This window comes from Prodigiosinella confusarubida (genome assembly GCF_002847015.1).
Taxonomy (GTDB): Bacteria; Pseudomonadota; Gammaproteobacteria; order Enterobacterales; family Enterobacteriaceae; genus Prodigiosinella; species Prodigiosinella aquatilis.
In genome coordinates this window covers 64,883-80,689 of the sequence record NZ_CP025085.1, presented here as the reverse complement: position 1 = coordinate 80,689, position 15,807 = coordinate 64,883, and the positions used below count along the sequence as shown (strand labels likewise).

General features: G+C 49.3%; 15 protein-coding genes and 1 other RNA gene. 9 read left to right on the top strand and 7 right to left on the bottom strand.

Annotated elements, in window-relative coordinates; all coding sequences use genetic code 11:
- Positions 1-41 precede the first annotated feature (41 nt).
- The gene (locus tag CWC46_RS00355) at positions 42-1,376 is read left to right on the top strand and encodes an alginate lyase family protein (RefSeq protein WP_021014181.1); all 1,335 of its coding nucleotides are present in this window, start codon (positions 42-44) and stop codon (positions 1,374-1,376) included.
- A 108-nt stretch (positions 1,377-1,484) separates the two neighbouring features.
- On the opposite strand, the gene dolP is transcribed toward CWC46_RS00355, so the two are convergent.
- Genes dolP through CWC46_RS00335 form a run of 4 tightly spaced genes read right to left on the bottom strand, consistent with a single transcriptional unit; the run spans position 1,485 to position 5,084 of the window.
- On the bottom strand, positions 1,485-2,057 hold the full coding sequence (gene dolP, locus CWC46_RS00350; protein ID WP_021014182.1) for a division/outer membrane stress-associated lipid-binding lipoprotein: 573 nt from the start codon (positions 2,055-2,057) through the stop codon (positions 1,485-1,487).
- A 9-nt stretch (positions 2,058-2,066) separates the two neighbouring features.
- Positions 2,067-2,657, bottom strand: coding sequence for a DnaA initiator-associating protein DiaA (diaA, locus tag CWC46_RS00345; protein WP_021014183.1), 591 nt, complete (start codon positions 2,655-2,657; stop codon positions 2,067-2,069).
- Between the two features lie 40 nt (positions 2,658-2,697).
- Positions 2,698-3,054: a YraN family protein gene (locus CWC46_RS00340; protein ID WP_173861221.1), complete on the bottom strand. Its 357-nt coding sequence runs from the start codon at positions 3,052-3,054 to the stop codon at positions 2,698-2,700.
- A complete protein-coding gene (locus CWC46_RS00335; protein ID WP_021014185.1) occupies positions 3,051-5,084 on the bottom strand; it encodes a penicillin-binding protein activator in 2,034 nt (677 codons plus the stop codon). The genes CWC46_RS00340 and CWC46_RS00335 overlap by 4 nt, the downstream gene beginning before the upstream one ends.
- A gap of 59 nt (positions 5,085-5,143) precedes the next feature.
- On the opposite strand from CWC46_RS00335, the gene rsmI reads away from it, so the two are divergent.
- From rsmI to ygiD, 3 genes are all read left to right on the top strand, one after another.
- Positions 5,144-6,013 (top strand): 16S rRNA (cytidine(1402)-2'-O)-methyltransferase, encoded by an 870-nt coding sequence (gene rsmI, locus CWC46_RS00330; protein WP_021014186.1) that lies wholly within the window; start codon positions 5,144-5,146, stop codon positions 6,011-6,013.
- Positions 6,014-6,055: 42 nt separating this feature from the next.
- An RNA gene (gene rnpB / locus CWC46_RS00325) (RNase P RNA component class A) lies at positions 6,056-6,434 on the top strand.
- A 226-nt stretch (positions 6,435-6,660) separates the two neighbouring features.
- Positions 6,661-7,443: a 4,5-DOPA-extradiol-dioxygenase gene (ygiD, locus tag CWC46_RS00320; protein ID WP_021014188.1), complete on the top strand. Its 783-nt coding sequence runs from the start codon at positions 6,661-6,663 to the stop codon at positions 7,441-7,443.
- Between the two features lie 38 nt (positions 7,444-7,481).
- On the opposite strand, the gene CWC46_RS00315 is transcribed toward ygiD, so the two are convergent.
- From CWC46_RS00315 to tolC, 3 genes are all read right to left on the bottom strand, one after another.
- A complete protein-coding gene (locus CWC46_RS00315) occupies positions 7,482-8,642 on the bottom strand; it encodes a glutathionylspermidine synthase family protein (protein WP_021014189.1) in 1,161 nt (386 codons plus the stop codon).
- Positions 8,643-8,653: 11 nt separating this feature from the next.
- A complete protein-coding gene (locus CWC46_RS00310; RefSeq protein WP_021014190.1) occupies positions 8,654-9,310 on the bottom strand; it encodes a DUF1190 family protein in 657 nt (218 codons plus the stop codon).
- 209 nt (positions 9,311-9,519) lie between these two features.
- A complete protein-coding gene (gene tolC, locus CWC46_RS00305) occupies positions 9,520-10,923 on the bottom strand; it encodes an outer membrane channel protein TolC (protein WP_021014191.1) in 1,404 nt (467 codons plus the stop codon).
- A 373-nt stretch (positions 10,924-11,296) separates the two neighbouring features.
- On the opposite strand from tolC, the gene nudF reads away from it, so the two are divergent.
- The 5 genes from nudF to parE all read left to right on the top strand — a co-directional run bounded on the left by nudF (position 11,297) and on the right by parE (position 15,806).
- A complete protein-coding gene (nudF, locus tag CWC46_RS00300) occupies positions 11,297-11,929 on the top strand; it encodes an ADP-ribose diphosphatase (RefSeq protein ID WP_021014192.1) in 633 nt (210 codons plus the stop codon).
- A gap of 4 nt (positions 11,930-11,933) precedes the next feature.
- Positions 11,934-12,356: a DUF1249 family protein gene (locus CWC46_RS00295; protein ID WP_021014193.1), complete on the top strand. Its 423-nt coding sequence runs from the start codon at positions 11,934-11,936 to the stop codon at positions 12,354-12,356.
- 27 nt (positions 12,357-12,383) lie between these two features.
- On the top strand, positions 12,384-13,211 hold the full coding sequence (gene cpdA, locus CWC46_RS00290; RefSeq protein ID WP_021014194.1) for a 3',5'-cyclic-AMP phosphodiesterase: 828 nt from the start codon (positions 12,384-12,386) through the stop codon (positions 13,209-13,211).
- A complete protein-coding gene (gene yqiA, locus CWC46_RS00285) occupies positions 13,211-13,792 on the top strand; it encodes an esterase YqiA (RefSeq protein ID WP_021014195.1) in 582 nt (193 codons plus the stop codon). Before cpdA ends, yqiA begins: the two co-directional genes overlap by 1 nt.
- Positions 13,793-13,910: 118 nt before the next feature.
- Positions 13,911-15,806 (top strand): DNA topoisomerase IV subunit B, encoded by a 1,896-nt coding sequence (gene parE, locus CWC46_RS00280; RefSeq protein ID WP_021014196.1) that lies wholly within the window; start codon positions 13,911-13,913, stop codon positions 15,804-15,806.
- Position 15,807: the final 1 nt, after the last annotated feature.

Genomic DNA, 15,807 nt, shown 5'->3' with positions numbered 1-15,807 from the left:
ATAAGTAAGTTGTGATAGATGATTTATTCTAAAGGGCGAATATGTACCCGAGTTATTTGCTGCTGTTGGCGCTCTCGTTATGGGGCGGCTTTAGTGTAATAGGAAGCGCAAGTGCTGAAAACAACAGGCATGCTTATGTATTTTTGGATCCAACCCAGCTACAAACGGTTAAACAGCAGCTTAAGCAACAGGTAGCAACACCTCAGACCCGATTGGCCTATCGTCAACTTTTATCGGAAGCGAACAAAGTACTTCAGGCTCCTAACCCCTCGGTTACTCAAAAACTTTCAATACCTCCCAGCGGTTCCCGTCACGATTATATGAGTCTGAGTGCCTATTGGTGGCCTGACCCGGAAAAGGAGGATGGACTCCCCTGGATTCGGCGAGATGGACAGGTCAATCCTGCCAGTAAAAATGAGCAAAGTGATGGTGTTCGACTGGCGGCTTTCACAGAACATGTTCAGGCGCTGACATTGGCCTGGTATTTTTCGGACAAGCCTGAATACGCCAATAAAGCTATTTCAATGATCCGTACCTGGTTTATTGAACCAGCTACCCGTATGAATCCAAATCTCAATTACGCGCAAGGGATTCCGGGTATTAATGCTGGACGTGGTGCTGGCGTTCTTGATGGCCGTTACTTTTCGACTCGTATCGTTGATTCATTGGTTATGCTGCGTCAGTCTCCGAAATGGACCGCACAGGATGAGCAAAAGATGCACCAGTGGATGAATGAGTATCTCACCTGGCTGCAAACTAGCAGGAATGGTAAGAAAGAGGCTACGGCGAAGAATAATCATGGCAGTTGGTATGCGGTTCAGGTTGCAGGTATTGCCTGGTATCTGAAGCAACCTGCATTGGTAAAAGCGATGGTAGAACTCCAGCGCCAGAAGCTTGATCACCAGCTTGCGGCAGATGGCTCACAGCCAGAAGAGCTGGCTCGCACTCGCTCTTTTCACTATAGCTATTTTAATCTGCAAGCGGTGACATCCATGGCTATTCTGGCAGATAAAGTCGGTGAAAATCTCTGGAAATATCGAACAGCAAAGGGGAGCGGACTGATAGCGATGCTGGATTTTATGGCCCCTTATCTGGACGAAAACAAGCTATGGCCGCATAAAACGCTGGACCGCCAAAGCAGTCGGTTGATTCCATTAATGCTGCAGGCAGATGCGGCCCTTGCCCAACCCCGTTACCAACAGCAGATTATTCGTGCAGGATATGCCTCATTACTAACGGGAGCAGAGGACTCTGACACAGGGAAAAGTGCCAGAAACGTCAGTGTTGAAACCAGGCGGAATATTTGGTTGTTATCACCGCCGACCAGAAAACAGCTTGCTGACATCGGCATTCTTGGTAATGAAACGCTACGATGATATTTAACGGTTTGATTCAAAATGGCCCAGTCTTGCTTGTTCAAGAATGGGCCATTTGTGCTCATGCAAGTTTGTCAGCAGTCTGACGGTTTTGCCATAACAGTGGGTCTAATCCAGATAGGTGAAAGCGGTAGTTACATGTTTTACACCACTGACTTTACTGGCGATTTCTGCCGCCGCCGCACCTTCACGACGGGTTACTATTCCGAGCAGGAATACTTCGCTGTTTTCCGTGGTAACTTTGACATCGGATGATTTCACTGTGTCACTAGCCAATAACTGAGAGCGTATCTTGGTTGTGAGCCAGGTATCCATGGAGGCAGTGCCTAATGATATCGGTTTGCCTTTACGGATTTCGTTATAAACTTCCGTAGCCCCTTCCACGCCCATAGCGATCTGTTTCGCCCGATTAGACAGTTCCGTATTTGGAGACTGGCCGGTCAGCAGCACTTTGCCTTGATAGGCAGTAGCCACCACGCGTGCTTCTTTACTTATTTGAGCATCTTTGCTTAATGCATTGGATACGCGCAATTCCAGCGTTCCGTCATCCACCTGGGTTCCTATTGTTCGCGGATCAGTCGCGGATTTTGTTGCAACGGCGCTGCCGACAGCCACAACCCCGAGACAGCCTTGTAGCAGCAGGGCTGCAGATAGCACGGCAATGCAAGAATATATCCTCATGGGTGCTCCTTAGTCGTTTTGGTGTGGAAAAAGCGTGTTATCAATTAAATCGCACAGACAGTTGACTGTCAGCATGTGCATCTCTTGTATACGGGCACTACGGTGGGAAGGGATGCGGATTTCCACGTCTTGTTGACCAAGCAGACCCGCCAACTCGCCGCCATCATAACCGGTTAATGCCACAATGGTCATATCCCTTGTCACTGCTGCTTCGACCGCTTTCACAATATCACGGCTGTTTCCGCGGGTTGAGATTGCCAGCAACACGTCCCCGGTCTGTCCTAATGCGCGAACCTGTTTGGCATAGACTTCCTCGTGTAATCGATCATTGGCAATCGCTGTTAAGACCACATTATCTGCACTAAGTGCAATAGCCGGTAAGCTGGGCCGTTCTGTCTCAAAACGATTAATCATACTGGCGGCGAAATGCTGTGCGTTGGCAGCTGACGTACCATTACCACAGCACAGAATTTTGTTACCATTAAGTAATGATTGAACCATGGCGACCGCTGCTCGAGAAATGGCGTCAGGCAGTGCTTCTGCAGCAGCAATCTGAGTTTGAATACTCTCGGTAAAACAGACTTTAATTCTATCCAGCACGTTTGGTTAACCTACTTTTCAGGGTTAGGAATCAGAAAAATTATGTGTGTGCGGCAAACGCATTGGGAATCCAGTCTATCTGATTACCGGTAATTGCCAGCACATCAAAGCGGCAGTCAATAGTATCCAGACTGCCCCCCTGGCGAGATAACCAGACCGCTGCCGCATGAAGTAACCGTCGCTGTTTCCGCCAGGTAACGCTGGCAGCAGCATCACCAAAGTCGGCATTACGCCGGTAACGAACCTCGACAAAGACCAGAGTCTGACGGTCTTGCATGATTAAATCCAGCTCGCCACCACGCAATGTCACATTGGCTGCCACGAAAACCAACCCGGCATGTTCCAGATAACGCCGGGCCTGTTGCTCAAATTGAGTTCCGGTGGCACGATGGTTCAGGATGCAGGTACCAGCTGTCCCTGACGGAATTGTAGCCAGGTCAATTTGCGGTTAATTACGCAGTCTGGTGTCGCACTAAGTGTACCTGTTGCACCTGCAATCTGATAGCCGGGCAGTTGTCGCATCTGTGTGAAATGGCTGGCTAACGACCAGGCGTCCATTCCCATGGCATAAAGGCGTACCAGAGAATAGTCATTTTTAAACTGATGACTAACCTGCTGCATCAGCGTCGGATTACTACCAGCCAATAGAGGAATTTCACTGAATTGCAATCCCTCCATCTCTAAGCGGAAGTCTGGTCCCAGGTCTGCCTGGTAGCTGCGTGAACTGGCATACAGTGCTGGGCGGTTCTGCGACTGAGTTCGCATGTCGATCATCGGTTTAATCAATGACAATTCGTCTGGTGTGGCAATAATGTAAACCGCATCTACATTTCCGTTCGTTGACACGCTGGCTACTGGTTGCACTTGCGCTGGAATAGTCAACCCCGCCCCGGTGGTTGACGGTAAGCTCTGAGCGGTAGATGTCATAACTGGTTGACCGGTGAGTGTCAAACCGGCTCCCCTGTTCATCGCCTGCTTTAACTCATCAACACCACCAATACGTTGTTGCAGCGCTGTTGTGCCTCCCAACTGCTGCCAGGTATTGGCAAATGCCATCACGACGCGATCACCCAGATTGCCGCGAGGTGCCAGGATTAACGGATGCTGTTTACCCTGACTGTGAATGAACTGCGCTGCATCGCGTGCTTCATCTTCTGGCGACAGCGCGAAATAACAGATGTTCGGACGGTTTTGAATATGCTCGGGTTGGTTAAGCGCGAGGATATTCAGTGTTGAGTTCATGCCTGGCAACTGGTCCACTTCGTTTTTCAGCAGTGGACCAACAATAAGTGAAGCGCCATCCTGCTGGGCCTGAGCGATGATGTTGGCCAGCGGTTGGGTAGACGTATCATAAACTTTCACCGTATTGGCCGGCAAAGCCGTTGGTGATGGAGTGGGCGCTGAGGCGGCGCTGTATTCGGCAGATGACGGTGGCGTCGACAGAGTATCATTCTGCGTCTGCGTCTGCGTCTGCGTCTGCGTCTGTGGTGTGGTTGTGGTCTGATCTGGTGTGGTCAATGCTGGTGCCGACGGCGTAGGTACTGCTGGAGTGTTGATGCTGACCTGGCCGCTTCTGGCTGCATTAAAGCCCTGTTGGATGGCATCGGCAAATACCTGTGCCTGTCCGTTTAACGGTAGCAGTAAAGCAATGTTGTTAACCGCGGATGGCTGTAGACTCTGTGCCTGGATTAGTGCGGTTGGCAGGGTCTTGGCCGCTGGGTGGTGTGGATAGCGTTTCTGCCAATACTCAATCGCCGTTTTTAAATCTGCCGGTGATTTTATCGCGCCTTGGTAGGCAGTCAGTAAATCAAGCCAGCCTTGCAAGGTGTTTTCGTCAGCTTTAATGGCTATCGACATCAGGTCCTGAGCACTTAGTTTTGTCAATGCGCTCCAGGTGAGATCGATATTTTTCTGATGGGCATCTCCTTGCAGAAGCGGCTCTTGAGCGATATAGGCACGAATCAGCGTCAGGGATGGATGCCCCTGATTGATGCTGATTTGTACTTGATAATAACGCGCTAATTGCGACTTGGAGAGTGACGCTACATTTAGTTGCCCCAGTGCGGTGTTGGCCACTGCCGCATCGTTCTGAGCTGCGGCGATTTCTGCGGTTAACAGGTGTTGTTCTTGGCGCTGGCTATCACTTAATTGGGTTGGCAGTGCGTTTAACTGGGCACTGGCCTGAGGCAGCTTGCCTTCCTGGAACAGGGAACGAATAGCAAGTAATTGCCAGGCAGCCTTGTTATTATCACTGCTTTGCTGCATTTGTTGCAGATAATAATCAGATGTCGCCCCGGCTTTACCCTCTACCTGTTGGGTAGACGGACCCTGTGGCACCTGGCTTGGGCAACCTGCGAGAAACAGTACCGCTAACATGACAGGTATTAAACGGCCTGTATGGGTATGAAAATAATTTAAGGAAAGCATACTGTATCCAGTAATGTTTTAGAGATGCTCAATATTAAATCGGCAACCCGGATGAAACAATGAATCAAGACCAACAAGCAGAGATTTCTGTCTCCACCCTGTACATTGTGCCGACACCCATTGGTAATCTTGGCGATATTACCCAACGGGCACTGGCCGTATTGAAACATGTCGATCTTATTGCGGCAGAGGATACCCGGCATACTGGTTTATTGTTACAACATTTCGCAATTAATGCGCGACTGTTCGCACTGCATGACCATAATGAACAGCAGAAAACAGAACAATTGCTAACCCGCTTACAGGGTGGGATGAGCATCGCGTTGGTATCGGATGCCGGAACGCCTCTGATTAACGATCCTGGTTATCACCTGGTCAGACGTTGCCGTGAAGCCGGGATCCGTATCGTGCCCTTGCCTGGCCCCTGCGCGGCTATCACTGCGCTTTCTGCGGCTGGTATCGCATCTAATCGTTTCTGTTATGAAGGTTTTTTGCCTGCCAAAACCAAAGCGCGTAAAGACATATTACGTGAGTTGCAGGAAGAACCGAGAACGCTGATTTTTTACGAATCGACACATCGTTTGCTGGAGAGTTTGCAGGATATCTGTGAGGTATTGGGGCCACAGCGTTATATCGTGTTGGCGCGTGAACTGACCAAAACCTGGGAGTCAATTCATGGTGCGCCGGTAGGTGAGTTGTTGCACTGGGTACTGGAAGATGAAAACCGGCGTAAAGGTGAGATGGTGCTGATTGTTGAGGGCCATCAGCCGGATGAAGATGCGTTGCCAGCTGAAGCGTTAAGGACGATGGCGTTGCTGCGGGAAGCGCTACCTTTGAAAAAGGCGGCGGCGTTGGCGGCGGAAATTCACAGTGTGAAGAAAAATGCCTTGTACCGGTATGCTTTGGAACAAGATGGAAAAAACGAATAAACAAGGATGACAATAGCGTCAATATGCCCTATCATCCGCGCCGGAGTTGACCAGACAGTCGCCGCTTCATTGCCGTCCCTTTCGGGGGAGACAGATGGAGGGGAGGAAAGTCCGGGCTCCATAGGGCAGGGTGCCAGGTAACGCCTGGGAGACGAAAGTCTACGACCAGTGCAACAGAGAGTAAACCGCCGATGGCCCGTGCAAGCGGGATCAGGTAAGGGTGAAAGGGTGCGGTAAGAGCGCACCGCGCGACTGGTAACAGTTCGTGGCACGGTAAACTCCACCCGGAGCAAGGCCAAATAGGGGTTCACATGGTACGGCCCGTACTGAACCCGGGTAGGCTGCTTGAGCCAGTACGCGAGTGCTGGCCTAGATGAATGGCTGTCCACGACAGAACCCGGCTTACCGGTCAACTCCACCATCTTTTAAAGCGGCACATAGTAATAGACTATGTGCCGCTTTTTTTTATGTGGAAACAATGCAATGACTGCCACCTCTTAAAGTGCCAACCTTCATTTTTCATAATTGATAACAAGTTACTGTCAAATTTATTGACTGTCTTTATCACGTTTATCTGACAGCATTTTGAAAAACATGTGCGTAAAGTAGTGTCCATATCGTTACCAATGTTAATTAAGGATACGCTTATGAGCACTTCCCGGATGCCCGCACTGTTCCTCGGACATGGTAGTCCGATGAACGTGCTGGAAGACAATGACTATACCCGTGTCTGGAGCCGGCTGGGAGAAACACTACCACGGCCAAAGGCGATTCTGGCAATATCCGCACACTGGTATACCCGTGGTACAGCTGTCACCGTGATGGAAAAACCACGTACTATCCATGATTTTGGCGGTTTTCCACAGGCGCTATTCGATACTCAATATCCTGCTCCTGGTGCACCAGAATTGGCTTATAAAATCCAACAATTGTTGGCACCGATTGCGGTATCCGCCGATCACGGTGACTGGGGGTTGGATCACGGGGCCTGGGGCGTATTGATAAAAATGTACCCCGACGCGAATATCCCGGTTGTACAACTGAGTGTGGATGGATCGCAGACGGCAGAGTATCATTATGAATTGGGCCGCAAGCTGGCTACGCTACGAGATCAAGGCGTTATGATCGTTGCCAGTGGCAATGTTGTACATAATTTGCGAATGGTGAAGTGGCAGGGAGATATGGCTCCTTATTCTTGGGCGGTGGCATTTAATGATTTTGTGCGTGAAAACCTGACTTATCGAGGCAAACAGCATCCATTGGTGAATTTTACACAGCATGAGGATGCGGCGTTTTCCAACCCGACGCCGGAACATTTCCTGCCATTGCTATATGTGCTGGGAAGCTGGGATGGTGAAGAGCCGATTTCAGTGCTGGTGGATGGTATTGAGATGGGATCGCTAAGCATGTTATCGGCGCAGATCGGCTAGCTATACAAACAAAAGACACCTGAATCGGTGTCTTTTGTTCAGTCCAGAATGATATGTGGGTAAAACCGTGACAGGTCCTGAGTGATCAGTTCACGATCTTCACGTAAACCGATGCCGCAAGGGATATCATCCACCAGCCAACTGCCGATGAGTGTATAGCTGTCATTGAATTTGGGCAGTGGATGATATTGTTGCACAATCTTGCCCTCTTCACCGTAAGGGCCATCCACTGACGCAATCTGTTGACCATTCTGGATGATCTGTATATTTGCTCCTTCACGGGAAAACAACGGTTTAATGACATAGTTTTCCATTGCCGGGTGATTGTCCTGTGCAAAGTAGGCAGGCAGCAGATTAGGATGATTGGGGAACATTTCCCATAGTAGTGGTAATAGCGCTTTGTTGGATATGATGCTTTTCCAACCGGGCTCCAGCCAGCGTACTCCGGCATCTGCCAGCTTGGTGGAAAAGGTTTCACGCAACATAAACTCCCATGGGTATAGCTTGAAGAGATTGCTGATGACGTGATCCTGTAGGTCAGTAAATTGCCCTTTTTCACCCAGACCTATCTCTTCAACAAACAGGAAGTCATTAGCCAGTCCGGCTTCTAATGTACAGTCCTGTAGATATTGTACCGTTCCCCGATCCTCTTGCGAGTCTTGACAACAAGTAAAATGCAATAGGTTAAAACCATGATTGATATGCAAATGTTCAAACCGCGCAATCAGTTTTTCCTGAATACTGTTGTACTGATCGGCACTCTTCGGCAGTTTCCCCGCATTAATCTGATCCTCAAGCCAAATCCATTGGAAGAATGCAGATTCATATAACGACGTTGGCGTGTCGGCATTATTTTCCAATAATTTTGCCGGGCTTTTCCCGTCGTAAGCCAGATCAAGACGCGAGTAGAGCGACGGTTGATGAGTCAACCATGAGTGTCGTACAAACTCCCAAGTATGTTTGGGAATGTGGAATTTGGTCAGCAGTTCCTCACTGTTCACCACTTTATCGACCAGTTGAAGGCACATTTGGTGCAGTTCGGCCGTGGTATCCTCCAACTCTTCGATCTGGGGCAGTGTAAACTGGTAATAGGCATCTTCACACCAGTAAGGTTCACCGTACATGGTGTGAAACTGGAAGCCGAATTCCGCTGCTTTTTCGCGCCAGTCAGGCCGTTCTGTGATGGCAATCCGTTTCATGTTTATGAACCTCAGCCACCCATAGAGCGGTACATTTTAGTGCTGCTGCTAGTGCGTCGCAGCGTGTTTTGTTTGGTAATCCGTTCGCCGAATCCGCCACGGGTGATGGTTGTGGTGGTAGGGGGTTTAGGGGCTAGTGCGGTTTTAGGTACCGTTATTGTTCTGCCGGTTGTTGCTTTACCGTAATCTTTACCGGAAGCGTCAAAAAATTTGCCATTGGCGGGGCTGTTCGGTGCCCTGGATGTAAACAAAGGTTGTTGCGCGTAACTCCCTCCGCCCATTAATCGACCCATCATATAACCTGCCATTAGCGGCATCCAGAAACTACCGCTTTGCTGCGGCTGTGCTGCCATTCCGGCCTGGGCAGGAACCTGGGTACACTGCGCTTCGCCAAATTCAGCGACACAATCTTCTCTTGTAGCATATTTGGGCGCGGTTTTTTCTGCTTCTTTCAGCGCGTTGTTATAAGACGCCAAACACTGTTCTTTCATCGATGGATTAGCACGCGTACAGTCGTCGGCATTTTGGTATAGCGAGACGGTTTCGTCAGCTTTTTCACATCCGGCCAGCAGAAAAACCGAACTCACCGCCAGGGCGATTGGTGCTATATGATAGTTCCGCCACTCTTTGCGAAAGTGGTCGTGACTGATATTTTGTGTTCTTTTCATTATGTTGTCCCAGAGAAAGGGCTCCTTGCCCAACATTAATCTAATGATTGTAAGCAGTTGTAAGAATAAGGGAACACCAAAAGGATTTAAAGTAATGTGCACTGTCCCGAAAGGCTCTTTACGCAGCTATACAATTAGTTGAGGACAAGATCGGGAAACAGAATTGTGAAGAAATGGTGGGGAGTCAGTGTACTCCCCACTACTAAATATTACGGGCGGGATTTACTGGCTGCTGTCGGTGAAATGGCAACAATGGGCTTGTTATCAACGAATACTGGCGTTGTGGACACCGGTTTCCCCAGTGTCGCGTTTAGTATTCGCAGGTCGTTTTCGTTCAGGGTCCCTAACGCGTCTTTAATATTCAGTTGGTTAATCAAATAATTATAACGCGCGCTGGATAACTGCTGTTTGGCATTATACAACGTGGTCGTGGCATCCAATACATCGACAATGGTACGCGTCCCTACCTGATAACCAGCTTCCATCGCATCTAGTGAACTTTGAGCAGAAATCACAGACTGCTTGTAGGCATTGATACTGCTGATGGACGCAGAAACGTTGTTATAGGAAGAACGTACTGTCTGAATAACAGTGCGATGAGAACTTTCCAGATTTTCACTGCTGGCTACATAGTTATCCTGGGCCTGCTTAACTTGAGAACTCGTCGATCCACCGCTGTATAACGGCAGATTGAAGCTCAGGCCTATTTGGTTCTGACCTATATTGTTGTCGACATAACTGCTGCCTGTGGCCCTGGAACCAGAATATTTAGTATTGCTCAATCCGGTAGATGCAGTCAGATCAAGTGTTGGTAAATGGCCACTTTCCGCGTAGCGAATCTGTTCGCGGGAAAGATCCTGATTGAGACGGGCAGAGAGCAAGGTAAGGTTGTGATTTTCGGCTTTTTTCAACAGAACATTAACCGGTTCAGGTTTCTGAGTATTAAAATGGCTGATATTCAGACCAGATAGTTGCGGATAGAATTGGCCAGTAATCTGACGCAGACTTTCAAGCGCATTATCCAATGTATTACGTGCGGAAACTTCGCTTGCCAGCACGCTGTCATATTGCGCCCGAGCATTCTGAACGTCGGTAATGGCAACCAATCCCACATTGAAACGTTGCGTGGTCTGATCCAGTTCACGATAAATGGACTGTTTTTGCGCATTATAGTAAGACAGCGAGTCAATGGCGCTCAGCACGTTAAAATAGGCCGTCGCGGTATTGAGAAGCAGAGTCTGCTGGGCAGTTTGATAAGTTACATCTGAGATACCAGCCTGCTTTTCCTGTAGGGTTAATGCCCGCCATTTTGACATATCAAACAGTGTTTGAGTTAACTGCAATGAAGCACTCTTAACATTACTGTTAACGTCATTACGATCACGGAAACCGTTGGTGTAAGTATAATCCGCACCTAAGCCCAACTGAGGTAGCAATGAAGAACGCGCTTCATTGATTTTCTCAAAGGCGGAATCACGGGTCGCCGCTGAACTGCGCAAGTCAGGGTTGGTTTCTCTAGCTTGCTGGTAAACTTGTAATAGATCTTCCGCCTGGCTTACAACGCTAAAGCCGCTTAGGCTCAGACCGATAAGAAGAGAGAGCAATTTCTTCATTTGCATTCCTTGTTGTGCCGCAAAGTTGCTATGGTAGCGCCATCTAGAGACGATTAGTGGCGAATTCTATCAGAAACAACCAATAGGATTAGGTAGCCGAATGTGCCATCGTATTCCAGTGCTATTTCAGAATGGCGATGGTATTTTGCCATTCTGACAGCTCATGACATGTTGGGCGCACTTCCGTGCCGTATATCATCCGTGTACGTTCCGGGGTTTACACGTTATTCACATGCAGACTGCCTATAATCATTATGCCTGCAAAATGGACGACTAAGTTCACGTCAATATCATACAGACACAGTGAGTATCATCCATCATTTCTTATCACTCAAGACTGGCTTCACAGCTATTTGTTAACGGGAGTTGAATTATGGCGTCCTCAGACAGGAATCTGGCGACTTTTAACAAAGACGATGTAGAAATTATCGCGCGTGAAACGCTCTATAAGGGGTTTTTCTCGTTAGAACACTATCGTTTCCGCCATCGCATGTTCAATGGGGAAATGAGTGGTGAAGTGAGTCGTGAAATTTTCGAGCGTGGCAACGCTGTTGTTTTACTGCCTTATGATCCGGTGCGTGATGAGGTCGTTCTGATTGAACAGATCCGTATAGCCGCCTACGATACCAGCCCTTCCCCGTGGTTGTTTGAACTGGTTGCTGGCATGATTGAACCTGGCGAAAGCATGGAGGATGTGGCACGACGTGAAACACGGGAAGAAGCCGGTTTGGTGGTGGGGCGATGTAACCCAGTGTTAAGTTATTTATCCAGCCCTGGCGGTACCAGCGAACGTCTGGATATTATGGTGGGGGAAGTGGATAGCCGTACTGCGGACGGGATCCATGGGCTGGCGGAAGAACATGAGGACATTCGCGTCCATGTGGTGAGCCGTGAGCAGAGTTACCAATGGGTAGAAGAAGGGATTATTGATAACGCAGCTTCTGTCATTGCCTTGCAATGGTTGGCGTTGCACCATGAAACACTGAGAAACGAGTGGGTGGACTGAATTTATGAGGCGTTATACCCCGGATTTCCCGGAAATGATGCGGCTGTGTGATACCAATTTTGCACAATTACGCCGTTTGTTGCCCCGTAATGATGAGGTCGGCGAAAGGGTGGTTTATCACATCCATAATGCCAGCTATCGTTTAACTATTCTTGAGTCTACACGCTACACTTCGCTGGTGAAAATTCAGCAAATTGCCCCGGCGGTAAGTTACTGGAGCCTGCCAACACTCGTGGTTCGGCTATACCATGATGCGATGGTTGCGGAAGTGTGTGCCAGTCAGCAGATCTTCCGCTTTAAAGCACGTTATGATTATCCGAACAAGAAGTTACATCAACGTGACGAAAAGCATCAAATTAATCAGTTCCTTGCTGATTGGCTAAAATATTGTTTGGCGTATGGTTCGATGTCGGTTCCGGTTTGTTAGACAGATTTCAGAGACAAAGGACATTATTTGGAAAGCCTGTTAACACTTCCTGTGGCGCGTGGGGCCAAAGTCAGGATTTTACAAATAACAGATACCCACTTGTTTCTCCGCGAGCAAGAAACATTGCTTGGCGTTAATACTTACCGCAGCTACCGCGCGGTGCTGGATGCTATTGAGGCACAGGGATATGAATTTGATCTGATTACGGCGACTGGCGATTTGGCGCAGGATCATTCACTGGAAGCGTATCAGCATTTTGCCTGTGGTATACGCCGTTTTGCTGTTCCCTGTGTGTGGTTACCGGGCAATCACGATTTTCAGCCTGCCATGGTGGATGCGCTGGCTGACGCGGGTATTGCACCGTCCAAACACGTCTTACTTGGCGATGACTGGCAGGTGATTCTGCTGGATAGCCAGGTGTTTGGCGTACCTTATGGTGAATTGAGCGACTATCAGATCGAATGGCTGGAGCGTTGTCTTGCTGCCGCCCCACATCGTTTTACTCTGCTGATGTTACATCATCATCCGCTACCTTCTGGTTGCTCATGGTTGGATCAGCACAGCCTGCGTAATGCTCATAGTTTGAATGCTGTGCTAGTGCGCTATCCACGGGTTAATACCGTATTATGTGGACATATCCATCAAGAGCTGGATCTCGACTGGAATGGTCGACGTCTGCTGGCAACGCCGTCTACCTGTGTGCAGTTCAAACCGCATTGCACCAGCTTTACCATTGACAATGTGTCCCCTGGCTGGCGTTATCTTGAGTTATTCCCGGATGGACGGATGGAAACCCAGGTGTTCCGCCTGGAAGGTGATGAATTCCGGCCTGATATGGATTCGGATGGTTACTGATGCCTACCTTGCTTTATCTGCACGGTTTTAACAGTTCTCCCCTCTCGGCTAAAGCCACAGCATTCAAGGCGTGGCTTGCGCAGCAGCATCCTGAAATCGAGATGCTGGTACCTCAATTACCGCCGTATTCAGCAGATGCTGCCGAAATGATGGAGAACCTGGTGATGGAGCGGGCCGGTCGTCCGCTTGGCATTGTTGGTTCCTCGTTGGGTGGGTATTATGCTACCTGGCTTTCCCAGTGTTTTATGTTACCGGCGGTGGTGGTTAATCCGGCGGTGAGACCGTTTGAACTACTGCTCGGTCATCTGGGTGAACAGCGGAACCCCTACACCGGAGAGCAATATGTGCTAGAGTCTCGGCACATTTATGATCTCAAGGTCATGCAAGTGGAACCGCTGGAGTCTCCGGATTTATTGTGGTGTCTGCTACAGAGTGGCGATGAGGTGTTAGATTACCGGCAGGCAGTGGCCTATTACACCGCATGTCGTCAGACAGTAGAATCGGGGGGCAACCACGCCTTTATGGGGTTTGAGCATTTTTTTGCACCCATTATCGATTTTCTGGGGCTAACGACTAATTGACCATCATGGCGTAGACTGCGGTGATAGTGTCAGAGTAAAAACGAAAATTTGCCTGTCATCCATGTGTAAGTTACACGCCGTCATTACATTTCAAACAACGACTTAACTCATTCAAATCATGACTCAATCAAGTTATAACGCTGATGCGATTGAAGTACTCAGTGGACTGGAGCCGGTTCGCCGTCGCCCGGGAATGTACACGGATACCACGCGTCCCAACCATATGGGACAAGAGGTTATTGATAATAGTGTCGATGAAGCATTGGCAGGATATGCCCATCGTATTGATGTCATTCTGCACCCCGATCAATCACTGGAGGTGATTGATGACGGTCGCGGCATGCCGGTGGATATCCACCCTGAAGAGGGTGTTCCGGCTATTGAACTTATCATGTGTCGTCTGCATGCCGGCGGCAAATTCTCCAATAAAAACTATCAGTTTTCCGGTGGCCTGCATGGGGTCGGGATTTCAGTCGTCAATGCATTGTCTCTCCGGGTTGAAGTCTCAGTACGCCGGAATGGACAAGTCTATGACATTGCATTTGAAAACGGCGACAAAGTACAGGACCTGACAGTGTCGGGTACTTGCGGTCGTCGCAACACGGGTACTCGGCTGCGTTTCTGGCCGGATGAAAAATTCTTTGATAGCCCGCGCTTTTCAATATCACGTCTGACGCATCTGCTGAAAGCCAAAGCCGTGTTGTGCCCCGGTGTGGAAATGGTCTTCAAGGATCTGATTAACAATACCGAGCAACGCTGGTGTTATCAGGATGGCTTGAACGACTACCTGTGCGAAGCGGTTAACGGCCTGCCCACGCTACCGGAAAAACCGTTCACTGGTTCCATTCTCGGTGATACCGAAGCGGTGGAATGGGCGCTGCTCTGGCTACCGGAAGGTGGCGAGCTGTTGACTGAAAGTTATGTCAACCTGATTCCGACCATGCAAGGTGGTACGCATGTTAACGGTCTGCGTCAAGGGCTGCTGGATGCGATGCGGGAGTTTTGTGAATTCCGCAATATTCTGCCACGCGGGGTAAAACTCAGCGCAGAAGACCTATGGGATCGCTGTGCCTATGTGCTGTCGGTAAAAATGCAGGACCCCCAGTTTGCCGGACAGACCAAAGAACGCCTCTCTTCCCGTCAATGCGCCGCATTTGTATCCGGCGTGGTGAAAGATGCCTTCAGTTTGTGGCTGAACCAGAACGTCCAGGAAGCGGAACAACTGGCTGAACTGGCGATCTCCAGTGCTCAGCGGCGTATGCGTGCCGCCAAGAAAGTGGTGCGCAAGAAACTCACCAGTGGTCCGGCATTACCCGGTAAGTTGGCGGATTGCACCTCACAGGATCTGAATCGCACTGAATTGTTTCTGGTGGAAGGGGATTCTGCTGGCGGTTCCGCTAAACAGGCACGTGAGCGTGAGTTTCAGGCTATCATGCCGTTGAAGGGAAAAATCCTCAATACCTGGGAAGTGTCCTCGGATGAAGTGCTGGCATCACAGGAAGTACATGATATTTCGGTAGCAATAGGTATCGATCCAGACAGTGACGACCTGAGTCAGCTCCGTTACGGCAAGATTTGTATTCTGGCAGATGCGGACTCTGATGGGCTGCACATCGCCACGTTGTTGTGCGCACTGTTTGTCCGCCATTTCCGCGCTTTGGTTCAGGGTGGCCATGTCTATGTGGCGATGCCGCCGTTGTATCGTATTGATCTGGGTAAAGAAGTTTATTACGCGCTGGATGAAGAAGAAAAAGCGGGCATTCTGGAACAACTGAAGCGTAAAAAAGGCAAACCAAACGTACAGCGGTTCAAAGGGTTGGGGGAAATGAATCCTCTACAGTTGCGTGAAACGACACTCGCTCCTAATACCCGGCGTCTGGTGCAGCTCACGATTAACGCAGGTGATATAGAACAAACCCTGGCGATGATGGATATGTTGCTGGCGAAAAAACGCTCTGAAGATCGCCGTAACTGGTTGCAGGAGAAAGGCGATAAGGTCGACATCGAAGTGTAAC